We start from the raw sequence: 26,102 nt of genomic DNA on the forward strand, positions 1-26,102 counted from the left end.
ACGTATTAAAATATTCAGGAGGAGCGAATGAAAGCATTTTTGATTTTGGAAGATGGCACCGTTTTTAAGGGAAAAGCCATTGGCGCCAAAAGGGAAGTTATAAGCGAGATAGTTTTTAATACTTCCATGGCGGGCTACACAGAGGTGTTCACTGATCCGTCCTATGCAGGACAGGCAGTTTGCATGACTTATCCACTTATTGGTAATTACGGTGTTTGCAGAGATGACATGGAATCTGAGCGCATATGGCTTGATGGAGTTATCGTAAGAGAGCTCTCAGATGTGGCATCTAACTTCCGCTGCGACATGACAGTCCAGGAATTTCTGGAAGAATATGATATTCCCGGCATAGAGAGAATAGACACACGTAAGCTGGTTCGCATCCTTCGTGAAAAGGGAACCATGAACGGAATGATCACAACTGACGAGAATTACAACATTGACTCGATCATTCCGAGGCTCAAGGCCTATAACACAGGAAAGGTTGTTGAGAAGGTTTCCTGCAAGGAGATAAAGAAGATAGAAGGCAGCAGGGACCTGGCTGAAAACGGACCTCTTTCCGGAAGTGCTGTATTTAAGAAAGAGGATTATGAGGCAGCGCTTAAGGGAGACCTTAGTAAGCGCGAAAAACGCCCCAGCATAGTAAAAGAGTTAAACGGTAAGGGACTTAAGGTTGCACTTCTTGATGTAGGTGCAAAGGACAATATTGCAGCTTCACTTGCAGCAAGAGGATGTGACGTTACAGTTTATCCTTCTGATACCACAGCAGAGGAGATGCTCAAGGATAAGCCTGATGGAATCATGCTCAGTAACGGCCCCGGCGATCCGAAGGAGTGCACGGGAGTTATTGAGGAGATCAAAAAGCTTTATGCATCAGATGTTCCGATTTTTGCCATCTGCCTTGGACATCAGCTTATGGCTCTTGCAACCGGCGCTGATACCTATAAGATGAAATACGGTCACCGCGGTGGTAACCACCCGGTTAAGGACTTGGAGACCGGCAGGGTTTACATTTCATCACAGAACCACGGCTATGTAGTTGACACTGATAAGCTTGACCCGAAGGTTGCCGTGCCTGCTTTTGTGAATGTAAATGATGGAACAAACGAGGGACTTAAGTATGTGGGCAAAAACATATTTACAGTTCAGTTTCACCCCGAGGCCTGCTGCGGCCCTCAGGACAGCGGATACTTATTTGATCGTTTTATTAAGATGATGAGGAAGGATGCATAATGCCTAAGAATAAAGATGTGAAAAAGGTTTTGGTCATAGGTTCAGGTCCGATCGTAATCGGACAGGCGGCCGAGTTCGACTATGCGGGAACTCAGGCTTGCCGCTCACTGAAGGAGGAGGGAATAGAAGTAATTCTTGTTAACTCCAATCCTGCGACCATCATGACAGATAAAGATATTGCAGATGAAGTTTACATTGAGCCCCTTACAGTCAAGGTTCTTGAGCAGATCATTGAAAAGGAGAAGCCTGACAGCGTACTTCCTACACTGGGAGGACAGGCAGGACTTAACCTTGGAATGGAGCTTGCTGAGTCAGGCTTCCTTGCAGCTCATAATGTAAAGCTTCTTGGAACAACTGCTGAGACAATCAAGAAGGCTGAGGACCGCCAGGAATTCAAGGATACAATGGAGAAGATCGGCGAGCCCTGCGCAGCATCTCTGGTTGTACATAACGTTGATGACGGTGTGGCTTTTGCTGAGAAGATTGGCTATCCCGTAGTTCTTCGTCCTGCGTTCACCCTTGGTGGAAGTGGCGGCGGAATCGCACATAACAGAGCAGAGTGTGAGGAGATACTTGAAAACGGACTTCGTCTTTCAAGAGCTAACGAGGTTCTTGTAGAGCGCTGCATCGCCGGCTGGAAGGAAATCGAGTACGAGGTAATGCGAGACAGCGCAGGTAACTGCATTACTGTTTGTAACATGGAAAACATCGATCCCGTCGGTGTTCACACAGGTGACAGTATAGTAGTTGCACCTTCACAGACACTTACAGATAAAGAGTACCAGATGCTCAGAAGCGCTGCACTCAACATCATTGATGAGCTGCAGATCACAGGTGGATGTAACGTACAGTTTGCGCTTCACCCCACAAGCTTTGAGTATTGCGTAATCGAGGTTAACCCTCGAGTAAGCCGTTCTTCAGCGCTTGCTTCCAAGGCAACAGGATATCCGATCGCCAAGGTTGCAGCTAAGATCGCTCTTGGCTATACACTTGATGAGATCAAGAATGCAATCACAGGAAAGACCTACGCAAGCTTCGAGCCTACACTTGACTACTGCGTAGTAAAATTCCCCAGACTGCCTTTCGATAAATTTATTACGGCAAAGCGTACGCTTACAACTCAGATGAAGGCTACCGGTGAGGTTATGAGTATCTGCCATAGCTTCGAAGGCGCTATGATGAAGGCTATCCGTTCACTGGAGCAGCACGTTGACTGCCTTACAAGCTACGATTTTTCAGAGCTTGATGATGATGAGCTCAAGGACCGTCTGACTGTAGTAGATGATCAGAGAATCTGGGTTATCGCAGAGGCTCTCAGAAGAGGAATGAGCCACGATGAGATCCATGATATTACCATGATCGACCTCTGGTTCATCGATAAGATCCACACACTTATCAAGATGGAATTAAAGCTCCTTAGAATCGGTGAAAAGAGCACAATCGCCCGTCATAAGGTTTCTGAGGAGAACGTCCCCGAATTTGAAGAGGCTAAAAAGCTTATCAGCTTTGATACACTTCTTAAGGCAAAGAGACTTGAGTATCCCGATAAGGTTATAAGCAGACTTACAAGATTTTCAGTAGACACTATCAAGAACTTAAGGGATTTCTACGGAATAAAGGCAGCCTACAAGCTGGTTGATACCTGTGCGGCTGAGTTTGCAGCTGAGACTCCTTACTACTATTCAGTTTACGGAGACAGTGATGAGGAGAACGAGGCAGAGGGCGAAGGCTCAGGTAAAAAGAAGATCCTGGTTCTTGGTTCTGGTCCTATCAGAATCGGTCAGGGTATCGAGTTCGATTACTGTTCAGTTCATGCAACATGGGCATTTGAGAAGGCAGGATACGAGACCATCATCATCAACAACAACCCTGAGACGGTTTCAACTGACTTTGATATCGCAGATAAGCTCTACTTTGAGCCTCTCACACCCGAGGATGTTGAGAACATCGTAAGACTTGAAAAGCCCGACGGAGCAGTTGTTCAGTTCGGTGGTCAGACAGCAATCAAGCTCACTCAGGATCTTATGAAGATGGGTGTTAAGATCTACGGTACAAAGGCAGAGGACGTAGATGCTGCAGAAGACAGAGAGATCTTCGACAGAATCCTTGAGGAGACAGGAATAAAGCGTGCTGAGGGTGCAACAGTATTCACAGCTGAGGAAGCAAAAGAGGTTGCCAACAGACTCGGATATCCCGTACTTGTTCGTCCTTCCTACGTACTTGGCGGACAGGGCATGCAGATAGCTCTTTCAGATCAGGAAATTGAGGAGTTTATCAACATCATCAACAGAATTGCTCAGGATCACCCGATCCTCGTAGATAAGTATCTGCAGGGTGTTGAGACTGAGGTAGATGCGGTTTGTGACGGCGAGAACATTGTAATCCCCGGTATCATGGAGCATATCGAGAGATCAGGTATCCACTCCGGAGATTCAATCTCAGTTTATCCTGCACAGTCACTTTCCGATAAGGTTAAGCAGACAATCGCTGACTACACAGCAAGACTTGCAAAGGCACTCCACGTAGTCGGACTTATAAATGTACAGTTTATCGCTGTAGGTGATGAGGTTTACATCATTGAGGCTAACCCCAGATCATCACGTACAGTTCCTTATATCAGTAAGGTTACAGGTATTCCGATCGTTGATCTTGCAGCACAGGTAATGATGGGCAAAAAGCTTGTTGACCTTGGATACACTCCGGGACTTCAGCCTGAAGCTGAGCACATCGCTATTAAGATGCCCGTATTCTCCTTCGAGAAGATCAGAGGAGCTGAGATCAGTCTTGGACCTGAGATGAAGAGTACAGGTGAGTGTCTTGGAATCAGCAAGTCCTACAGTGAGGCTCTTTACAAGGCCTTCCTTGGCGCTGGAATCAAGCTTCCCAAGCATAAGCAGATGATCATCACCGTTAAGGATTCAGATAAGGGTGAGGTTATAGAGATAGCAAGACGCTTTGAAAAGCTCGGTTATATCATCTATGCAACCAGATCTACAGCTGATACCTTGAATGAAAATGGTGTTAAGGCTCGTAAGGTAAACCGTATCAGCCAGGAGTCACCTACTGTCATCGACCTTATCCTTGGTCACAGAATCGACCTTGTTATCGATACTCCCACACAGGGACGTGACAAGAGTCGTGACGGATTCCTTATCCGCCGTACAGCTATCGAGACAGGCGTAAACGTAATCACTGCGCTTGATACTGCAAGAGCTCTGGTAACAAGTCTTGAGGATGCATATAAAGAGGATACACTTGAGCTTGTTGATATAGCTAAGATATGAGAACCTTTTTATAAAGGAAAACAGCATAATAAATAACGAAACGTGTCGGAAAAATCCGGCACGTTTTTATTGCAAAAAAATATTTTTAAACCCTGCAACATTTTCATAACGCCATCTGTATATAGAGTAGAACAGCAAAAAAACAGTTACTTTTCAAAAGGGGAAAGGTAACAAAAGCAATTGCTATCGGAGGGAAAAAGTTATGAGAAGACAAATGAAAGTTACACCGGTTGTGCTAAGCACAATCATCGCAGCCAGCTCTATCTGCGGCTGCGGTAGCAGTAAGATGACAGAAACAGCTGCCACAACTGCTACAGAAACAAAAAGCGACAGCTCATACGAATATGAGACTGCAACAGAAGATTCTGCATGCTATGCCACTGAGGCATACGAGGAATGCACGGATATGTATTATCCCGAAGAGCCTCAGTATAACACAGAGTCCTACGAGAAGCCTGAGGAGAACGGTTATAACCTTGTTAGTACAAAGCCGCTTTCAACCTTCGCAGCTGACGTGGACACAGCCTCCTACTCAAACGTAAGAAGAATGATAGAGGATGGATACACTCTTTCAGAGATCAATACAGATGCAGTAAGACCTGAAGAGTTCATCAACTATTTTTCATACGACCTTAATAATCCTGAGGGAAATAATAAGTTCGGTATTACAACAGAAATTACCACCTGCCCCTGGAATGAGGATCATGAGCTTATGTTCGTGGGAATGAAGACAAGGGATATAGATCTCTCAGAGGCACCTGCAAGCAACCTGGTATTCCTGGTAGATGTATCCGGATCAATGGATGAGCCTGACAAGCTTCCCCTTTTACAGAAGTCACTCACAGAGCTGGTTAATTCACTTCCCGGAAAGGGCGTTATCTCAATCGTAACTTATTCAGGACATGAAGAGGTTCTTCTCTCAGGTGAGAGCATGAAGAACAAGAGAGAGGTCATTAACGCAATTGACAGTATGTCAGCTTCCGGCTGCACAAACGGTGAGGCAGGAATCCAGAAGGCATATCAGATTGCAGAGGATAACTACATCGATGGCGGCATCAACAGAATAGTGATGTGCACAGATGGTGATCTTAATGTAGGTGTTGATAATCCCGATGACCTTGAGAAGCTTATTGAGGAAAAGAAGAACAACGGAATCTTCTTATCAGTACTTGGTTTTGGAACCGGCAATCTTAAGGACGATAACCTTGAGAGACTTGCAGATCGCGGCAATGGTAACTACTCATACATCGATTCACTTTTCGAGGGTAAGAAGGTTCTTGTATATGAGATGGGATCAACACTTGTTACAGTTGCAAAGGATGTTAAGCTCCAGGTTGAGTTCAATCCTGCAAGAGTTAATTCCTACAGACTGATCGGCTATGAAAACAGACTCATGAACGATGCTGATTTCAATGATGACACCAAGGACGGAGGCGAGATCGGCGCAGGACACAGCGTTGTTGCTCTTTATGAGATAGTTCCCGAGGGAAGCCAGAGTGCTATAAATCTTAAGTATCAGGACAAGTCTTCAGATGACAAGAGTGAGGAGAAGGCAGATGAGAATTCAGAGTTCTATTCAGAGTATGCAACAGTAAGTGTTCGTTATAAGGAGCCTGAGGCAGACAAGTCAGAGCTTTTTTCAATAGTTGTTGGCGATAAGGACTTCAGCGAAGAGGGCAGCGAGAACATCAGATTTGCAGGCCTTGTGGCAGAGTTCGCAATGATCCTTTCAGACAGCGAACACAAGGGAACAGCTACTCTTCAGGACATTATGGATGGCTACAAGCAGGTTGAGAACACAGATGAATATAAAGATGAATTCAATCAGCTTGTAAGAATGGTAGCAAAGCGCAGTTAATAGGTGATATACTAATACATAGCGACTTTTAGGGGAAGAGGGAGTTATGTATACACTTACACTGCAAAATGAAGAAATTATAGAGGGAAAATATAATAGTTTATTAGATATATTCAATGATATATGGAACTCCTGTACCAAAGCAGCAGGTCACCTGTTTGCAATGGTACAGGCTTCCGCAAAGACCGTTAAGTCTGTTATAAGCGGTGATGCTACTGCAGCAATTGGGAATCCCGCAGAGAGAGCTGGGGAGCTCCTCGACAGATACGGTAACGCAATCCTGAGGACAGCCTACTCATATCTTCACAATATGAGCGACGCAGAGGATATCGTTCAGGATACACTTATTCAATACATAAGAAAGGCGCCGGCCTTTGAAAATGCAAATCATGAAAAGGCCTGGCTTTTAACAGTGGCAGCTAATCTTAGTAAAAACAAGATCGATTATAACAATGTCAGAAAAGCGGATGAGCTTTCTGAGGAGCTTGTTGCGGATAATAAGGAGGACCTTGCGTTCGTGTGGGATGCTGTCAAGCAGCTTCCGGAAAAGTACAGAGAGGTAATTCATCTTTTTTATCAGGAGGGTTATTCCACCAAGGATATAGCTGAGATATTAAAGAGGAATGAATCCACTGTTCGCTCCGACTTAAACCGCGGAAGGCAGCAGCTGAAAAATATTCTAAAGGAGGCGTATGACTTTGAGTAAGTATAATGAAGTTATGGAAAACATAGTCATTACTGACGAGATGCGTGCAAGACTCCTCGAGAATATTCAGAAGGAGGTTGAAGGAGATAACGCGGGTAATGACAACAAGGAAGGCGAAGGTGCCGGTAGCGAGCCGCTGAGCTTTCAGAAGGTAAACATCAGTGACTTTGAAAAGAAGAAGGCTGAGAGCTCATCCGGAAAAATTATCAAATTTGTAGCAAGATATGGATCCAGGGTAGCTGTTTTTGCTCTCGTTATGCTTGGGGCTTACGGAGTAATAAGACTTGTGGGCGTTGATGGTCATAAGTCCATGGAAACAGCAGCACCTGCAGCCAGCGTTGAGATGGCCATGGAGGATACAGAAACTACGGATTCAGCAGATTACGCATACGATTCAGAGGCTACGGAGGAGACAGAGGAGTCATTTGCCTATGAGGATGCAGATGAATCTTCTGACAGCTTATTCGATGCAGAGGTTCCTATTTATGCAGGAAAAGAGGATGCAGCAGAAGAATCCGATAACTTGGGGGCATCTAAGAATTCGATAACGAATATTGATAAATCGAAGATAGAAGGTGCTAAATCTGATGATGTCGAAGCAGAGGCTGCTGAGGCAACTGAGATGGCTGCTGCTGAGAGCTCTGACGAGCTGACTGTTACTATGGCAGGTGATGTACTCTTACATACACCGGTGGCGGAGGCCGGAGAGGATACATCAGGCGATTACAATTTTGACTTCATATTCGATAAGACCAGGGATGAGATATCTGCAGCAGATATCGCCATTGTAAATCAGGAGGTTATCCTTGGAGGAGAGGACCTCGGAGTTACAGGCTATCCGTCATTTAACGCTCCCTACGAGCTTGGAGATTCTCTTGTAAAGGCAGGCTTTGACGTTATCTGTCATGCCACAAACCATGCTCTTGATAAGGGGAAGAAGGGAATCATAAATGCCTGCGAATTCTGGAAGAAGAACTATCCTGAAATAACGGTTGCAGGTATAAACGAGACCGAGGAAGAATATGATAAGGTAAGGATTGTTGAGAGAAATGGCATAAAGGTTGCGGTTCTTAACTATACCTACGGTACAAACGGAATATCACTTCCTTCAGATATGCCATACGCAGTGGACCTTCTTGAAGAGGATAAGGTTATTGCGGATCTTAAGTACGCAGAAGAAAATGCAGACTTTACAATCGTATGTCCTCACTGGGGAACTGAGTACGATCACAATATAGACAGTGTTCAGACTAAGTGGACTGAGATTTTCAGAGAAAATGGAGCTGACCTTGTAATCGGAACGCATCCTCATGTAATTCAGCCTATTGAGATGCTTAAGGACAGCGACGGCAAGATCACCAATAACCACGGCGACGGCGATATGCTGGTTTACTACTCAATCGGCAATTTTGTAAACTGGACATCCGGTACAGGAGATCAGGTCGCAGATCGCATGGTGGGCGGACTTGCTAATGTTAAGCTTGGCCGTGATGAAAACGGCGAGGTCTGCATAGATGACTACAGTATAAGAGCTATTGTATGCCATGTAGAGAGCGGAGCTGAGAACGTAACTGTTTATCCTTTGAATGAGTATACAGACTCTATGGCTGATAAGAATGAGATTGTTAAGCAGGATCCTGACTTCTCAAAGGTATACTGCGAGGCGCTCTGCAACGATATCTGGGGTGACCTATGGAAATAACAACACTTTGCTACATAGAAGATGATGGTAAATACCTGATGCTTCATCGTACGAAGAAAAAGAATGATATAAACGAGGGAAAATGGATCGCACCCGGCGGTCACTGCGAAAACGGTGAGAGCCCTGACGATTGTGTAAGGCGTGAGGTTTTGGAGGAGACAGGTCTTACACTTAAGTCAGTGAGGTTTAGAGGGATTGTTACCTTTTACTCCAAGGCAGCAGCCGGTGACAGAGATGAGCTTTACACAAAAGAAGAGAAGAGCCCTTTTAGCAATGATGTAACTGATTATATGTGCCTTTTTACATCTGACGATTTCGAAGGAACACTTACATCCTGCAATGAGGGGACACTCGAGTGGGTTTCCAGGGAAAGGATCCCTGAGCTTAATCTCTGGAAGGGAGATCTGATTTTCCTTGACCTTATAAAGAACCCCGAGCAGCCGTTTTTCTCGCTGAAGCTGACCTATGAGGGTGATAAGCTGACAGAAGCTGTGCTGGATGGAAAAGTAATAGAATAACAAATAAGTAACGCGCCTGATACAGAACAGTATCAGACGCGTTTTTTATGCAGGAGAATTCCTGCTTAGATAATTTATGAAGGAGTGCCGGAGGCAAGGTCTGCAAAATGCTCGTTTTCCGGAAGTGGATGGCGGAGCTCATTGAGCATTCGGAATTCGGAAGGCGTATAGCCTGTGCTTTTCCTGAAGGCTCTTGCGAATGCAGGACTGCTGGCAAAGCCTGACTGGTAGGCGATGTCTGTTATGGATACCTCCGGGTTTGACAGGAGCATCTGAGCATAGCCTATGCGCTTTTGCTGTAGGAACTGATAGAAGGTAGTTCCTGCGTAATCGTGAAAGATGCGGGCGAAGTGATATTTACTAAAGCCTGCATAGTCCGCGATGCTTTCTAACGAAATATCCTCAGTGAAGTGCTCAGACAGATAAGCACATACACTGCTAAGTGATATGCTGTTTTTGAATACCGCATCCTCTGAGCTGTGATCACCGCCCTGGAAGAGACTTAAGTTCTTGCCGGCGAGGGCTGTAAACTGCATGAGGATTGAATAAATCTCAAGCTCTCCGAAGGGCTCAAGTTCTGTAAAGGACATGAGACTGTGACCTGTGGTGCCTTCGCACATCTCTACAGGTGGCGCAGAGCCAAAGTAGATTTCTTTTATCTCGTCAATCCAGTTACAGAATTTTTTGTAAATATTGGGCGGGCAGGTTCTGGCCTGAATATGAAGAGCGGGAGACATGAGGCGGAAAGCCTTCTCCAGCTCCTTTAAAAGTGTGAGCCTTGAAAAATCTGCCTGAATGTAAACTCTTTCTCCGATACAGGTGGAGAATATCTCATGGATAACGGCAGGGCAGATAAGAAGAATATCACCCTCTTCAAGGTTGTAGGTCTGATTGGCACAGATAACCTTGTAATCACCCTCTTTTGCACATATGATCTCGACATCCGTATGCCAATGGGGAGGATAGTTGGTGTGCTCCTTATTGATGTACATACGGAGACTGGTATTTTTCTTGTGTTGAACGCTCTCCCGGGCGCTTGCCATCTGCCTTTTCATATAGAAATCCCCCAACAAAACTCTTTTTTAACACAAGCAATATTGGAGCGTTCCAAAATTGCCATTTAATATAGAGCAATAGGTTGCTGTGTTAATACTTATTTTATAAATTATGGACATTATACCATATCAAAGTGGGAATAATGATGTAAAATCTGTCAAAATGCACATCACATATTTGGTTAGTATTAATCAAAGTGATAATATGCACATATAAAAGAGCAATTTTAGTAAAATGGATAGCAATTTTTTGTATGCAATAATTATCGGACTAATTTAACATTATATATAAAGAAACAGATAATTATTTTAGCAAGCTGGTATTTTCAGAATTAGGAGGTGGATTTACCGGCAAGCTTCTACGAAGGAGGTTTTGTATGAAGAAAAAGGTATTTGCTACATTTCTTGCAACAGCTCTGACTGTTACATCAATTGTAGGATGTGGGGGATCCACATCAACTCCGGCTCCGGCAGCTGGTGGCGACGACACAGCGAAGACCGAAGCAGCAGACACAACCACAGAAACATCTACAGAGGCTACCGAAGAGAAGGCTGATACTGCTGAAAGTACTGATTCCGCAGATGCTACTACGGATTCAGCAACCGGAAAACAGACCGACGGTAAGAATCTTCCGGAACTGACAACCGAGCCTTTGACAATTACTCTTTGGGACATCGCTACAGAGGATCCTGCTAAGAGTAATCAGGAAGGTGCTGTTCAGAGATTCATGGCTGATTATCCTAATATCACGGTTAATCAGGTTCATCAGCAGAACGATAACTACAAGCAGCAGCTGGTAGTTGCAATGAGTTCAGGACAGGCTCCCAACATGTACATCCACTGGGGTGGCGGCCCTATGGCTGAGTACTACAAGTCAGGTTTTGCTAATGATATCACTGATATGTATGCAAAATACGATCATCCTGATTTCATCGATGCAGCAGTAGCACAGTCAACCTATGACGGTAAGATGCTCGCTATTCCTTTCGGAGGACTTTCCGGATGCGATATCTTCTATAACAAGACAATTTTTGCTGAGCAGGGTATTGAAGTTCCTGAGACAATCGATGATCTTGAAGCAGCATGCGCTAAGCTTAAGGAAGCAGGCTATACACCTTTCGCACTTGCAAATGCATCCAAGTGGACAGGCTCCATGTACTACATGTATCTTGTAGCGCGTCACTCAGGTAACGATGAATTTGATGCAGCTTATACGCAGGAGAACGGCGGCTCATTCACAAGTCCCGCATTCATCTATGCAGCTGAGAAGATTCAGGATTGGGTAAAGAAGGGATATTTCCCGGATGGTGTTAACTCTCTTACAGCTGATGATAACCAGGATAGAGCACTCCTTTATGATGGCTCTGCGGCAATGATGCTTCACGGCTCATGGCAGGTAGCAGGTATCAGATCTGATAACGAAGAGTGGTACAACGAGAACATCGGCGTATTCCGTTTCCCTGAGGATTCAGAAGCTAAGGCTGCAGGCGTTCCTCAGAACGTAGAAATCGGAACAGCAATCGGTAACGGATTCTCCTTCAACTGCTTCAAGGAAGATGGTTCTGTAGACCAGGATATGCTTGATGCTTGCTATGTTTTGGCTACTCAGTACTTCAACGATGATACATACAACAAGATGCAGATGGATAGCGGAAATATTCCTTCCATTAAGGGATTTGATACACAGGTTGATGATCCTAACAATAAGGTTGTAGTTGACGTATTCTTCAACGCATCAAACGTACAGCTTTGGTATGACCAGTACCTTCCTGCATCTGTTACAGAAGTTCATAAGAACTGCATGACAGAGCTCTTTGGTCTTGAGAAGACTCCTGAGGAGATCGGACAGGAACAGGATGAAGCAATGCAGAAGGCTATTGCTGAACAGTAAGAAGTAAATATAAGTCTAAGCTGCGGCTGGATTTTAAAAAACCGCTGCCCGCAGGATAATCTATTCTGCGGGCAGTTTTTAGTAATCCTTTTGGTAATCACTTAGTGAGGCAAAGCAGAATATCTGCTTAAGGAAACAGGAAGGAGAGATATGGATAAAAGTAATAATATGGGGCTTGCTCAGGCGAAAGCAAGGAGTACGGCCAAGGCAGCAACAGTGTTCCTGCTACCGGCGCTCTTGCTAATCACAATTTTTATTGTGTATCCCGTTGTTGATACCTTTGTTATAAGCGGATACAAATGGAACGGAATATCGGCAGATAGAATATTTGTCGGCCTCGATAACTGGAAAGCGCTGTTGAAGGATGCAATGTTTTGGAAATCCTTTAAGCACAATCTGATCGTAATGGTATTCTCGATTCTTCTTCAGATTCCCATCGGAATGTTGCTTGCAACATTTCTGGATGCAGGTGGAAAGAAATTTAATATTTTTAAAATCATATGGTTCTTACCTTATCTTATGAGTTCAGTTGCTATCGCATTCCTTTTTATCTATGCGCTCGCAACAAACGGAGGAATTATTTCCTCTCTGGCAACAATTTTTAATGGAAAGAGAACTACAATTGACCTTTTGGGAACAGCTCCCAATGCACTTTACACAGTTATCGGTGTTATGGCATGGCAGTTTACTCCTTTTTATATGGTTTACTTCATCGCCGGATACGGAAACATCGATACTACTATTTATGAAGCGGCTGTAATAGATGGTGCAACAAGAGGGCAGTACATTCGCCTTATTGCGATACCTCTCCTTGGCCCTATTTTCAAGACAGCATGCACAATGTCCCTTATCGGATCACTGAAATATTTCGATATGATCTGGAACATGACCCAGGGCGGACCTTCAGGTTCTACAGAGCTTATGGCTACCTATATGTATAAGCTGTCATTCCAGCAGTTTAACATGGGCTACGGTTCCTGCGTAGCAGCCGGAATGTTCATTCTGATAACGGCTATAGCATTGCTCTTTAACAAAGTATTTAAGGTTAAGGAGGATTATTAATTATGAAGGGTAATCACAATATAAACGACTCTACCATGGCAGTCGATATAAACAGTCTCGGAAAATCAAATGATGCTGATTATCGCATATCCAAGATTAAATCAAGGATTGCGTGGACAATAGCATTTATTTTTGCAATTATACAGCTGGTGCTGACGCTTACACCATTTTTCTTTATGATAATGAATTCGTTCCGTAAGCAGTTCGACATGTTGCAGCAGGGTGTATTCCATCTTCCGGATCCCTGGTATTTCAATAACTATGTTGAAGTTGTTACACACGGATTTTTCGGATATTTTTTCCGAAGTGTAATAGTTGTTGCGATATCACTTGTACTGATGCTTATTATTTCAGCCTTCGCAGCATATCCGCTTGCAAGAATGAGTTTTAAGCTGAATGCTCTGATTTACGCAATGATCGTAGCTATGATGGCAGTGCCTATGCATGTAACTTTGATTCCGATTTTCAAGCTTACAACATCTATTGGATTCTATGATTCACTTAAGGCACTTATCGGACCTTATGTAGCATTTGCTCTTCCGATGTCAGTTTTCATTCTTACGGCATTTATGAAAACAATACCGAGAGAGATTGAAGAATCTGCGGAAATTGATGGCTGTAACCGCTATCAGAATTTCTTTAAGATGATTCTTCCTTTATCAAAATCAGGACTGTCAACACTGGCAATATATAACGGTGTTTCAATGTGGAATGAGTTTGCTTTTGCAAATACTCTGATAATCAGTCCTCAGAATAAGACACTTCCTCTTGCACTTGGACAGTTTAAGGGCGAGCATTCAATGGATATACCGATTATTTTGTCGGTTCTGACTTTATCGGTACTTCCGATGATTACACTGTTTATTGTGTTTCAGGATAAACTTGTTAAAGGTATGATGGCAGGAGCGGTTAAGGGATGAAAAAAGACAAGAAATTAAGAATGACATTTGACGAAAAAGCTAAGGAAATTGTTGGGAAGTTGACCTTGGAGCAGAAGGTAAGTCTCATGGCAGGTAATATTGACGCTACATCCATGAAGGAGAGCGAGATAATGGAGCTTGTCCTCGGAACAGAGGAGGGTGCTCATTATAACGTAAAGCCCTACGAAGCAGGCGGTCTTCCGGAGCAGGGCGTTCCGCCTATGAAATTTGTTGACGGGCCAAGAGGCGTTGTTTGTGGTAACAATCAGTCGACCTGTTTTCCTGTTTCCATGGCGAGAGGTGCGACCTTTAATCCTGCGCTTGAGGAGGAAATTGGACATGCGATCGGCCAGGAGGTCAGAGGCTTTGGCGGAAACCTTTTTGCAGGTGTATGTATCAATCTTCCGTATAATCCAGGATGGGGCCGAAGCCAGGAGACCTATGGTGAGGAGACCTACCAGATAGGAAGAATGGGTGCTTCACTTGTTAAGGGTGTCCAGAGCGAAGATGTTATGGCGTGTGTGAAGCACTTTGCTTTTAATGACATGGAAAATGCCAGATTCAAGGTTAGTGTAACCTGCGATCAGAGAACGGAGCAGGAGGTTTATCTGCCGCACTTTAAGGACTGCGTGGACGCAGGCTGTGCAAGCATAATGAGCTCCTACAACCGCTACAACGGTGTACAGTGTGGTCACCACAAATATCTCTTAAGTCAGGTGCTTAAGAAGGAGTGGGGCTTTGACGGCTTTGTAATGTCCGATTTCTGCTGGGGTGTTCTTGATACTGTTGAAGCTGCCAACGGCGGTCAGGATATGGAGATGCTGTGGACACAGTTCTTTGGTAAGAGGCTTGTTCAGGCTGTTAAGGATGGATTTGTTCCGGAGAGCAGAATTGATGATGCAGCTATCAGAATTGTCCGCACGATTCTCGCTTTTGATAAGGATCATAAAGAGTACGATATGTCAGTTGTGGGAAGTAAGGAGCATATCGAGCTTGCAAAGAGAGCAGCTGAAGAAGCAATCACTCTTGTGAAGAATAAAAATGTTCTTCCTCTTGCCAAGAACATTAAGAAGATAGCTGTAGTTGGAAAACTGGCTGATGCTGAGGTTATCGGTGATCAGGGCTCCAGCTGGGTCAGACCTCCTTATGTAAAGACACCTCTTCAGGGTATTAAGGAAGCAGTTCCTTCTGCTGAGATTTTGTATGCAGATGGATCTGATCTAGCTGAGGTAAAGAAGGCTGCTTCTGAAGCAGATGCTGTTATCTATGTTGTTGGATATAATCATGATGATGAAGGTGAGTTCATTTCTACAGATACCTCTGATAACTACACAGGAGCTATCGGCGGTGACAGAAAGAGAGGACTTGGTCTTCATGATGAGGATGTGAAGCTCCTTCAGGAGACAGGAGATGTTAATGAAAAGTCTGTTGTTGTTCTGATCGGCGGAAACATGATCATGATGACAGACTGGATCGATAAGGTGAATTCGGTTCTTATGGCTTATTATCCCGGAATGGAGGGCGGCACAGCCCTTGCGGAAATTCTCTTTGGAGATGTAAATCCTTCCGGAAAGCTTCCGTTTGTTGTACCGGTTTCTGAGGAAGATCTTCCTCATGTGGACTGGGAGGCAACAGACCAGTATTACGAATATTTTCATGGCTACACAAGACTTGATAAAAATGGTGTAAAGCCACTTATACCTTATGGATTTGGCCTTAGCTATACCAACTTCAGGTTCGAGGATCCCGAGGCTGAGATTCAGGGAGATGAGCTTGTGGCATCTGTTAAGGTTACAAACACAGGCGACCGTGAAGGTAAAGAGGTTGTTCAGCTCTATGTGGGATTTGAGAATTCCGCAGTTGATCGTCCCATAAGACAGCTTCGCGGATTTGAGAAGATATCTCTTAAGGCAGGCGAGTCAAAGGTTGTAACCGTTAAGACTCCTCTTGAGAAGCTTAAGTGGTACAATCCTGTTTACAGAGAGTGGCAGCTTGAGAGAATGAAATACAAGATTTATCTCGGAAATAGTGAAGCACTTGATGATCTTGTTTACACAAGTATAGTGCTGTAAGACGATAATAACTTTATTAAAAAATGGGGCAGATTATAAAATCTGCTCCATTCCTATTTTGTAGGGTGTCATGCCCAGGGATTCATAGAATTTCATAGCGCCTTCGTTACAGTTCCAGACATTTAAGGTGACGTTGTAGTAATCATTTTCCTTTGCCCACTTTATAACATAGTCGTAGATCGTTTTCCCAACATGCTGACCGCGGCAATTTTCGTTAACACAGATATCATCGATGTACAGGGTCTTAATGTCAGTGAGGAGATTACTGCCGATGTGCTGCTGGTGAACACAGAAGGCGTAGCCCTGCATGGTATCGGAATCATCAACTGCAGCGAAGATGGGACGGGTCTCATCCTTTAAGATTTCCTTCAATTCATCGCCGGTGTATTTTGTGGCTTTTTTGAAAAGATCCGGACGACCTATATGGTGAACCAGATTTACCTGTCTTAAGAGCTCAAGCATCTGAGGGATGTCTTTTTCATTAGCGCGTCTGATATTCATGGGAATGTGACCTCCGATTTGTGATAATATTATGTAATACGAACATTATAAATGAATAAACCCTGGATTTCTAATACAAAAAAGAAAAACTTAGGAATGGATATAGAAAGAATTCCAATATGAATAAAGTAAACTACGCAAAAGAGCTTGAAAAGAAAATACAACAGTTCCAGAAGGAAGGAAGATACCCAAAACTCCTTCTGCATGCCTGCTGCGCGCCCTGTTCATCCTACTGCCTCGAGTACCTTAGGCAATACTTTGATATCACGGTGTTTTTCTATAACCCGAACATCATGAATGAGCCTGAATATGTAAAGCGTGTAGAGGAGGAAAAGCGTCTTATTGCTGAGTACAACAGACAGGTTGAAGAAGGTAATTTCGAGGGGATGCATTCTGATGCATCTGCCAGGAAAATTGAAATTATCGAGGGTGTCTACAATGTGGCAGACTTCCTGAAGGCTGTTAAAGGTTTGGAGAAATGCCCTGAGGGCGGAGACAGATGTACGAAGTGCTTTGAGCTTCGACTTGAAGAATCTGCGAAGATTGCAAAAGAGCATGGCTTTGATTTTTTTACAACGACTCTTACAATTTCACCTCTTAAGGATGCGGAGAGACTTAACAGAATCGGAAGCGAGATGGGAGATAAATATGGAGTCAGTTTTCTTCCTTCGGACTTTAAGAAAAAGGAAGGTTATAAGAGGTCTATAGAGCTGTCTCACATGTTTGATCTTTACAGGCAGGATTTCTGCGGATGCGAGTTTTCAAGGCAGGAGAGACTAAGCCAGACTCAGAACATTCAGAAATCTGATGTAGATATATCAGTCATAGGTGCAGCGGTCATGGACGTCCTTGCAGGACCTGTAAATCCTGGAGTCTTTGATATCGGATCAATGCCGATGGAGTTTATAAGGACATCATTTGGGGGAGATGCTCTGAATGAAGCCGTTGTGTTATCAAGACTTGGTAAGAAAACTGAGCTGATTACAAGACTTGGCACGGATGAAGCAGGAGACAGAACCAAGGTATTTCTTAATGAGAATGGAGTGTCAACGGAGCGCTCGGCAATTTCAGATGAATTCCCGTCATCTGTGAATATAGTTCTTGTTGATGAAAAGGGTGAGCGTTTTTTCTTAACTGACCCTAAGAGCTGCCTAAGGAAGCTCTCGGAAGAAGATATATTGGCGCATGCCGATAGCCTTGGCGGGATTGTGAGCTTTGCAAGCATATTTGTATCACCGGTTCTTGGTATTCCTGCGATGGAGAGGGTATTTAAGGCGATTAAGAATGGCAGTGATTCCAAAAGGACACTACTTACCGACATGACAAAGCCTAAGAAGGGTGAGAAGCTAAGTGACATTGCGTGCTTTCTTCCTTATATAGATTATTATCTTGCAAATGAGGATGAGATCGCGATGCTTACTGACTGCAGGGATGCTAAGGAAAACGCCAGGAAGGTAGTTGCTGCAGGTGCTGGATGCGCCGTAATTAAGCGGGGAAGTAAGGGATGTCTTATTAAAACAGCAGATAAATGCTATGAGATTCCTGCGTATCCCGATTGTAAGGTGATAGATTCTACCGGAGCAGGGGACAGCTTCGCGGCAGGATTTTTATATGGCTTATCAGAAGGCTATTCTTTGGATGACTGCGGACGCTTTGCCTGTGCTGTTGCATCATGTGCTGTTGAGAAGGTGGGTGGCTCTGAAGGAATAGATTCAGCAGATGAGCCACTTAAGAGATATAAAGTTCTTAAAGGAATGAGTCATGAATAATACCTTTGATAAGATCTACGAGATTGTAAAGAAGATTCCAAAGGGGAAGGTTGCAACCTACGGACAGATAGCTATGCTTGCCGGAAACAGAAGGTGGAGCAGAGTTGTAGGCTATGCTCTTCATGTAAATCCTGATCCTGAGCACATTCCATGCTACAGAGTTGTTAATCGTGAGGGCAGGGTGTCCTCAGCCTTTGCCTTTGGCGGCGAGAATATTCAGATCAAAATGCTGGAGGCAGATGGAATAGAATTTGTTGATGAGACACATGTGGACGTTGACAGGTTCTTATGGCACCCCGGGATGGATGATGTGTGAGGATGAAAAAGCCCTAAATGGGAACGATTTGCGGACATTTTAAACAAATTTCCCCATTTTTAAATATTTGTGATAGAATGCATAAGTAAAATATAGAAATAATTTACATATAAATAGGAAGGAAGATTACTTTGGAAAAAATCTTAGAGTTAATTTCAAAAGAAGTATCTGCTGCTTTTGAGGCAGCCGGTTTTGATGCAGAGCTTGGAAAGGTTACTCTTTCTAACCGCCCTGACCTCTGTGAATATCAGTGCAATGGAGCTATGGCAGGAGCCAAGAAGTATGGCAAGGCACCTTTCATGATTGCTGATGCTGTTGCTGAAAAGCTTCAGGGAAGTGAGATCTTTTCATCAGTAGAATCCGTTAAGCCCGGATTCCTTAACCTTAAGGTGAGTGAAGATTTCGTAAGAAGCTACATCGTAAAAATGCTTCACGAGCATCACTTCGGCGTGAAGACACCTCTTCATGCGCCTAATTTCATGATCGATTACGGCGGACCGAACGTTGCTAAGCCCCTTCACGTTGGACACCTTCGTTCAGCAGTTATCGGAGAGAGCTTAAAGAGAATCCTTAAGTATGCAGGCTACAAGGTAACAGGCGACATTCATCTCGGTGACTGGGGACTTCAGATGGGTCTCATAATTACTGAGCTTAAAAAGCGCCAGCCTGATCTTCCTTATTTTGATAAAGACCACAAGGGACAGTATCCCAAGGAAGCTCCTTTCACAATCAGTGAGCTCGAGGAAATCTATCCTGCAGCAAGTGCAAAGTCAAAAGAGGACGAGGCTTTCAAGGCTGAGGCTATGGAAGCAACAAAGCTTCTTCAGGATGGCGATAAGGGATACCGTGCACTTTGGCATCACATCCTTAACGTGTCTGTAAATGACCTTAAGAAAAACTATAAGAACCTGAACGTTGACTTCGACCTTTGGAGAGGTGAGTCTGACGTGCACGAAGTAATCCCCGGAATGGTTGATTACATGAAGCAGCACGGCTACGCACACGAGAGCCAGGGGGCCCTTGTTGTTGACGTTGCTGAGGAAACTGATACAAAGGAAATTCCGCCCTGCATGATCCTTAAGTCAGACGGAGCTTCTCTTTACAATACAACTGACCTTGCTACAATCCAGCAGAGAATGGAAGAGTTCAAGCCTGAGGGACTTATCTACGTAGTTGATAAGCGCCAGGAGCTTTACTTCACACAGGTATTCCGCTGCGCTAGAAAGACAAAGCTTGTTCTTCCTGAGACAGAGCTTCATTTCGTAGGCTTTGGTACCATGAACGGCAAGGACGGCAAGCCCTTCAAGACAAGAGAGGGCGGTGTTATGCGTCTTGAGAAGCTTATCGCTGAGATCGATGAGCAGATGTACAGCCGTATCAAGGAAGGCAATCAGGATATCGATGATACTGAGGCAAAGGATACAGCCCACAAGGTTGCTCTTGCAGCTATCAAGTACGGAGACCTTTCAAACCAGCCTTCAAAGGATTACATTTTCGATATAGATAAATTCACATCCTTCGAGGGAGACACAGGTCCGTACATACTTTACACAATGGTTCGTATTAAGTCTATCCTCTCCAAATATGAAAAAGAGGGTGGAAATGTAAAGGAAGCACTTCTTAGAAACGCTGAGTCTGCAGATGAAAAGAACCTTATGCTTCTTATCACACGCTTTGCAGATGCAGTTGAGAGTGCAGCAAGAGACCTTATGCCCAACAGAATCTGTGCATATATCTACGAGCTTTCAAACGCACTCAACAGCTTCTATCACTCAACAAAGATCCTTACAGAGGCTGACGAGGAGAAGAAGAGCGGATATATCGCACTCCTCAATGTGACACTTAAAGTGTTGGAAACAGGAATTGATTTACTTGGATTCTCAGCACCTGACAGAATGTAATCTGGAAACTCCGGGATTATTTATAAAAATTAAGCCCTACTGAAATCTAGGGTTCATGGAAATTCAAAGTCGTCAAGTACGAAATATGAATGGGTTATTTCATATTTTGTATTCTTGGCGGCTTTGTTTTGTTATATACTAATACGGCATGTTTAATTATGACTGTTAGTCAGTATTATTATAGAGTAATAAATTTGGGAGGAATAATGTATGAAGATTGCGATGCCTAAGAGGGTGTTGTCGTTAACAATGGCTCTTGCCATGTCTGTTTCACTGGTACCTGCTTTTGGTGGTTCTATGACTGTCAGTGCTGCAGGTAGTTCAAAGACAATAACAGGTCTTGGAACAGGTTCTATTGCTAATCCTGTTAAGGGAAGCGGTCAGTGGAACTATGTGTATTATGGTAAATATGATGACGAGAGCGTGAAGTACAGAGTACTTGATGTGGATTCAAGTGATTATGGCAGTAAGGAGACAATGCTCCTTGATTGTGATAATGTGCTTTATATGTTAAAGCCCGGAAGTAAGACAGGACTCCTTGAAGACTTGAATGATCAGGGCTTTTTGGACCATGATGGAGTTTTTACTGATGCAGAAAGACTTTCTATAGCATTAAGTAAGAAGGATGCCAGATCTCAGACGGATGGAGTTGGTGATACGGGGGCTTTTGAACAGTTGAGGGGAAGCAAGATTTTTGCGCTTGATCCTGCAGAAGCAACAAATACAACTTATGGATATAGAAACAGCACTACGGAATTACTTATTGAAAGCAATAGAAAAAAGAGAACTTTGAAGGGCAACAGCCTTGAAAAATGGTGGCTTCGCCTTGATGAGGATTCAGAGCTAACGGATAAAGTAAAGAAGAAGCTTTATGTTATAGATTACGATGGAGATATTGAAACTGAGTACACTACAAGAGCTTCAGGTGTGAGTCCCGCTTTTAATGTAGAACGCTCATCAATTCTGTTTTCTTCACTTGTAAGCAGTAATACATATAAGCTTACTCTTATTGATCCTGCCTTAGGTACTATGGAAAATGTAAAGTGTGAGACTAATGGTAATATTGCAAGGATCAGTTTTAAGTATCCGCAGACATCCTATAATGAGAATTTATCTTTTTCGGTAGTTCTTCTTAAGGATAGATATGAAGCGGGAATGACAGTAAGAAACACATCTGATTTCGCTTATATACCTGTTGATGTCACCAGCACTACACAGCAGGGAAGTGGCAACAAAAAATATAATTATGTTGAAGGAACATTCACAATTCCCAGCGGATATGAGAATTTGCAATTTCCCTATCTTGTAAGTGAGAAGATTGGAGAAGCTACAGAAACTGACTATGCAAGTGCTCCGAAATACTTTGATCTTAATAGTGGTAAGCATGATCATACATGGGAAATAGAGTATATCGCTGCAGGCGATGATAATGCTACTATCAAATGCAAAGATTGTGGTGAAAAGTATAAAGTAACAATTGTTGCTACCGGAAAAGAATATGGTGAAAAGCCTTCTGTAAAGGTAAATACTTCAAAGGACCTTCCTGATGAGATTACTGTAAGTGATGTTATTTACAGAGACCGAGACGGAAATGAAATTGATGAATCAGAAGTTACCGAGGTAGGAAAATACACTGCAGTTGCTGTTATCAGTGTGAAAAATGTAGATGGTAGTGAGCAGACAGAGGAGATTGCCAACGATTTTCAGACTCTACCGATAGTTCTTCTTCCTTCAATGGTTAAGCTGAGTGAGGAGAGATATATCTATGATGGAACTGCCAAGACTCCCGAAGTAACAGTAACTGTAAAGGGTAAGGAACTCAATAAAGATGAATACGAAGTTGAGTATAAGAATAACGTTGAACCCGGTATTGCAACAGCAGTAGTTTCACCGCTTAGTTCAAATTATACTGAGAAGGTTACAAATTCCTTCCGCATCGTAACTCAGGAACAGGCAGATAAAGAGGATAAAGTCAAAGATAAGATCGACGAAAAGCGAAATGACGATGACAAAGACAAGGAAGATAAGGATTTAATTGACAAGCTTGAAGATAAGTACAAGGACAAAACTAAATCCGATGATAAATCTTCAAACAATAAGAAAGACGAAAAGAACCAGGTTGTAATGGTTAATAGCGCTGTACGCCATAATGTGGGCGAGGTTCTGACAGGCCTTGGCGACACATACGTTGTTACCTCAGATGATGACACAGATTTAACTGTCAGATTTGAGAAGGCAAGATCAGAAACAGTAAGCAGTGTAACCATTCCATCAACAATTACTGTTGATGGTAACGAGTACAGAGTTACAGAGATTGCTGCTAATGCGTTCGAAGGCAATAAAAAGCTCAAGAAGGTTACAATCGGTGAGAATATTGAGAAGATAGGTGAGAAGGCATTCTACAAGTGTAAAAAGCTTAAGAAGGTAAAGATTGAGACAACATATCTGAAAAAGGATAGAGTCGGTAAGAAGGCTTTCAAGAAGATACATAAGGAAGCCAAGGTAATCGTACCTGAGAATAAGCTTAAATCATATAAAAAGCTCCTTAAGTCCAGAGGAATTAATGGAGATTCACAGAAAATCACTGATTAAAATGAAAAGGGAAGTCCATTTTGTGGGCTTCCCAATTTTTGTATTACATTGTCACGTACTCAGCAAGGAGCTTATATGTATTCTTAATGCCATCGATGTGAGTTCTCTCATAGCCGTGGCTTGCTCTTGTGCCGGGGCCGATAGCGCCGTGTCTGATATCAAAGCCTGCAACAAGCGCGGGATCTGCATCGGTGCCGTAGTGAGGAGTGAAGATATCGGGAACGTAGTCAGCTCCGGATATTCTGCCTGCTTCTTCAAGCTCCCTTGTCATATCGATATTGTAAGGGAAACGGCTGTCCTGACAGAAGACAGATACCTTACGCTCTGAGCTTGTCTGCTCGGGGCCAATGCAGGCGATATCGATTGCGAGGAAATCCTTAACGTCCTCAGGAATAAGTGATCCGCCGTGGCCTATCTCCTCATAGAAGGAGATGTAGATGTATACTTTACGGGAAAGCTTTACCTTTCCATCTTTTACATCATGAAGAAGCTCCATAAGAACAGCTACAAGTGCTTTGTCATCGATGAAGTGAGACTTTATATAGCCGTTAGCATAAGTGAAGCGGGGCTCAATTGCTACATAATCACCGATGTCGATGCCAAGCTTTCTTACATCATCAGCGCTCTTTACATCCTCATCCAGTACAACAAATGAGTTCTTATTAAAATCAGCGACCTCAGTGTTAAGCTCATCCTCTGTTACATGAACGGAGGCATTTTTTCTCTGAACACAACCTGTGATGACCTTGCCGGAACGGGTGTGAATGCGGACGTTCTCGCGTTCTGTGTGATATGCGTAAAGACCGCCAACCTTGCAGACTTTTATGGTGCCGTCATCGTTGATGTGACGAACCATGAGACCGATTGTGTCGCCGTGCGCGGTGATAAGAAGGGGATTGCCTTCGCCGCCGATTTCGGCAAGGATGCCGCCCTTGTGAAGGGTAGTGGTCTTGAATCCAAGGCCTTCAATCTCCTTTATAAGATAGTCCTGAAGCTCGTGATACTGGCCTGTAACGGAATCGATAGCCAGCTCGTTCTCGAGTTCTTCGAGGAAACGTTTTTCATTAAGTTCGTAGCCCATAATTATTACTTTCTCCTGTTATTATTCTGGTAATATATTGCTTTATCAGCATACATTAGTTTATCAATTTCATTGACTAAATCAAAGTCTAAATTATTGCTTAAACTAAATGTATTACCACCCATTGAAGCGGAGAGCTTATAGGGCTTGTCAGAGCTATCGTTATATTTATCGATTGCTTCGTGTATATAGCTTATGTAATCCTGGACGGAGTGATGGGCAGTTTTATCCAGGATTATGATAAATTCATCACCTGCAAAGCGGATAACAACACCATTTGTAGCAACTACCTGATTAAGGATATCTGTCATGGCTATCAGAGCGTTATCGCCTTCTGTGTGGGAATAAGTATCGTTGATGGCCTTGAAACCGTTCATATCAAGCATGATGGCAGAAAGCTGTTCGCCATGTTTTTTTGCTGATTCCATGATCTCGTTTAGGTAGAATCTGTTGAAAGCTCCGGTCAGCTTATCCAGATAGATATTTTCATTCTGAAGGCTGAGGGCAATACAGCAGACGGACACACCGACGCAGGGCCAGATAAGGGAGATACCATAAAAGAAACTCTGACCGAGCATGCCGACTATGATGGGAATCAGGAATTGCCAGGTAGGGAAAAAGCTTAAGAATCTTCCTCTATGCTTGGCTGCATAATAAACATACTGACCGTATAGAAGGAACATACCTTCTGCGATAATATACATCCAGTAGAGAGGTAGTCTGTAGTATCTGTTGCTTTCATCAATACCAAAAACAATCGGAGTAAACAGGTTTATAGATAAGATGAAGAGCTGAAAGAAAATCAGGGCAGAAAGAAAATATTTTTGCTTTTTGGATTGGTGTTCGTTGATGTGATTAACAATAAGGGTAATGTAGGAAGGTCCTAAAATCGCATTCATGGAAAAGAGGACAGTATTGCCGAGCAGGATGATATAACGCGGTAATACGCCGGGCCTACCATCAAAATAGAAGACGATCGGGTCTGTGATGCAGGCAGCAATTACAGCGGTTATCATCATTAGAAGACTTTGGCTTTCAGAATTCTTGGTCTGAATGCGCCATCCACGACTTAGCAGAAGGACAATCATGATTAAAAAGCCAATTACATTTGAAGCGTAAATTGCAGGTAAATTAATCATGTCAGTATATTTCACCTCATGTAGTATGAGCGCTAAAATCGACAAAAACCTATAGATTAATGGTATTGTAGATAAAAAGCAAAGTCAATCGATGAACTATAAAATGAAAATTTAAAGTATAAAAAAACGATAAAATAAAGAATATAAAATTTTTTAAAAAAGTTGTTGACATTATCTTTGGGGAGCGATATACTACACTAGTCGGTCGGCGAGAGACATCGACGAAAACTGAATATGGCGAGATAGCTCAGTTGGCTAGAGCACGCGGTTCATACCCGCGGTGTCGAGGGTTCGAATCCCCCTCTCGCTATTACAAAAAGAACAACATACAGTATGTATGTTGTTCTTTTTTTTGTATCATGAATAGGATTTGAATGCGAGACACCGCGGGGAGCGGTGGAGAGGGCGTACGAGGTCCGGGGGACCTCGGTTTTGCGCCGACCAAAGCGGAGCGTAGATCGAATCCCCCTCTCGCTACGAAATTAGCAGTATACCTCGTGT

The 26,102-nt window shown here is 43.4% G+C and carries 18 protein-coding genes and 1 tRNA gene; 15 read left to right on the forward strand and 4 right to left on the reverse strand.

Going from position 1 to position 26,102, the window contains the following annotated elements:
• Positions 1-27 precede the first annotated feature (27 nt).
• From G601_RS0113920 to G601_RS0113945, 6 genes are all read left to right on the forward strand, one after another.
• Positions 28-1,233, forward strand: a complete 1,206-nt coding sequence (locus G601_RS0113920) for a carbamoyl phosphate synthase small subunit (protein ID WP_026665725.1) — start codon at positions 28-30, stop codon at positions 1,231-1,233.
• On the forward strand, positions 1,233-4,517 hold the full coding sequence (gene carB / locus G601_RS0113925) for a carbamoyl-phosphate synthase large subunit (RefSeq protein ID WP_026665726.1): 3,285 nt from the start codon (positions 1,233-1,235) through the stop codon (positions 4,515-4,517). The genes G601_RS0113920 and carB overlap by 1 nt, the downstream gene beginning before the upstream one ends.
• A 202-nt stretch (positions 4,518-4,719) precedes the next feature.
• Complete coding sequence (locus G601_RS0113930; protein ID WP_026665727.1) at positions 4,720-6,375, forward strand: vWA domain-containing protein; 1,656 nt, start codon at positions 4,720-4,722, stop codon at positions 6,373-6,375.
• 46 nt (positions 6,376-6,421) lie between these two features.
• A complete protein-coding gene (locus tag G601_RS0113935; RefSeq protein ID WP_242830117.1) occupies positions 6,422-7,081 on the forward strand; it encodes an RNA polymerase sigma factor in 660 nt (219 codons plus the stop codon).
• Complete coding sequence (locus G601_RS26920; RefSeq protein ID WP_051205854.1) at positions 7,074-8,783, forward strand: CapA family protein; 1,710 nt, start codon at positions 7,074-7,076, stop codon at positions 8,781-8,783. The genes G601_RS0113935 and G601_RS26920 overlap by 8 nt, the downstream gene beginning before the upstream one ends.
• A complete protein-coding gene (locus tag G601_RS0113945; RefSeq protein ID WP_026665728.1) occupies positions 8,774-9,301 on the forward strand; it encodes an NUDIX hydrolase in 528 nt (175 codons plus the stop codon). The genes G601_RS26920 and G601_RS0113945 overlap by 10 nt, the downstream gene beginning before the upstream one ends.
• 74 nt (positions 9,302-9,375) lie before the next feature.
• Here G601_RS0113945 and G601_RS25165 read toward each other — a convergent pair whose 3' ends face one another.
• Positions 9,376-10,356 carry an AraC family transcriptional regulator gene (locus G601_RS25165; RefSeq protein ID WP_051205856.1) on the reverse strand — a complete coding sequence of 327 codons (981 nt, stop codon included), beginning with the start codon at positions 10,354-10,356 and terminating at the stop codon, positions 9,376-9,378.
• Between the two features lie 377 nt (positions 10,357-10,733).
• Between G601_RS25165 and G601_RS23345 the strand changes: the two genes are divergently transcribed.
• The 4 genes from G601_RS23345 to G601_RS0113970 all read left to right on the forward strand — a co-directional run bounded on the left by G601_RS23345 (position 10,734) and on the right by G601_RS0113970 (position 16,302).
• Complete coding sequence (locus tag G601_RS23345) at positions 10,734-12,248, forward strand: extracellular solute-binding protein (RefSeq protein ID WP_051201182.1); 1,515 nt, start codon at positions 10,734-10,736, stop codon at positions 12,246-12,248.
• Between the two features lie 150 nt (positions 12,249-12,398).
• Positions 12,399-13,310, forward strand: coding sequence for a carbohydrate ABC transporter permease (locus tag G601_RS0113960; protein ID WP_051201183.1), 912 nt, complete (start codon positions 12,399-12,401; stop codon positions 13,308-13,310).
• 2 nt (positions 13,311-13,312) lie between these two features.
• Positions 13,313-14,230, forward strand: a complete 918-nt coding sequence (locus G601_RS0113965; protein WP_242830118.1) for a carbohydrate ABC transporter permease — start codon at positions 13,313-13,315, stop codon at positions 14,228-14,230.
• Positions 14,227-16,302, forward strand: a complete 2,076-nt coding sequence (locus tag G601_RS0113970; protein WP_026665729.1) for a beta-glucosidase family protein — start codon at positions 14,227-14,229, stop codon at positions 16,300-16,302. Before G601_RS0113965 ends, G601_RS0113970 begins: the two co-directional genes overlap by 4 nt.
• A gap of 33 nt (positions 16,303-16,335) precedes the next feature.
• Here G601_RS0113970 and G601_RS0113975 read toward each other — a convergent pair whose 3' ends face one another.
• Positions 16,336-16,803, reverse strand: a complete 468-nt coding sequence (locus G601_RS0113975) for a GNAT family N-acetyltransferase (RefSeq protein ID WP_026665730.1) — start codon at positions 16,801-16,803, stop codon at positions 16,336-16,338.
• A 119-nt stretch (positions 16,804-16,922) separates the two neighbouring features.
• On the opposite strand from G601_RS0113975, the gene G601_RS27245 reads away from it, so the two are divergent.
• The 4 genes from G601_RS27245 to G601_RS0113995 all read left to right on the forward strand — a co-directional run bounded on the left by G601_RS27245 (position 16,923) and on the right by G601_RS0113995 (position 23,381).
• The gene (locus tag G601_RS27245) at positions 16,923-18,572 is read left to right on the forward strand and encodes an epoxyqueuosine reductase QueH (RefSeq protein ID WP_081673533.1); all 1,650 of its coding nucleotides are present in this window, start codon (positions 16,923-16,925) and stop codon (positions 18,570-18,572) included.
• Entirely contained in the window at positions 18,565-18,888 is a 324-nt protein-coding gene (locus G601_RS0113985) for an MGMT family protein (protein WP_026665731.1), read from the forward strand. Before G601_RS27245 ends, G601_RS0113985 begins: the two co-directional genes overlap by 8 nt.
• Before the next feature lie 131 nt (positions 18,889-19,019).
• Entirely contained in the window at positions 19,020-20,789 is a 1,770-nt protein-coding gene (gene argS / locus G601_RS0113990) for an arginine--tRNA ligase (protein ID WP_026493660.1), read from the forward strand.
• Positions 20,790-20,999: 210 nt separating this feature from the next.
• Entirely contained in the window at positions 21,000-23,381 is a 2,382-nt protein-coding gene (locus G601_RS0113995; RefSeq protein ID WP_026665732.1) for a leucine-rich repeat protein, read from the forward strand.
• Between the two features lie 43 nt (positions 23,382-23,424).
• Here the strand turns inward: G601_RS0113995 and G601_RS0114000 are convergent, their stop codons facing one another.
• Both G601_RS0114000 and G601_RS0114005 read right to left on the reverse strand, forming a co-directional pair.
• Positions 23,425-24,462, reverse strand: a complete 1,038-nt coding sequence (locus G601_RS0114000) for a M42 family metallopeptidase (RefSeq protein WP_026665733.1) — start codon at positions 24,460-24,462, stop codon at positions 23,425-23,427.
• Between the two features lie 5 nt (positions 24,463-24,467).
• Complete coding sequence (locus G601_RS0114005) at positions 24,468-25,601, reverse strand: GGDEF domain-containing protein (protein ID WP_026665734.1); 1,134 nt, start codon at positions 25,599-25,601, stop codon at positions 24,468-24,470.
• Between the two features lie 236 nt (positions 25,602-25,837).
• Here G601_RS0114005 and G601_RS0114010 point away from each other — a divergent pair.
• Positions 25,838-25,911: transfer RNA gene (locus tag G601_RS0114010), tRNA-Met, on the forward strand.
• Positions 25,912-26,102 lie beyond the last annotated feature (191 nt).

Source organism: Butyrivibrio sp. FC2001, from assembly GCF_000424125.1.
Taxonomy (GTDB): Bacteria; Bacillota; Clostridia; order Lachnospirales; family Lachnospiraceae; genus Butyrivibrio.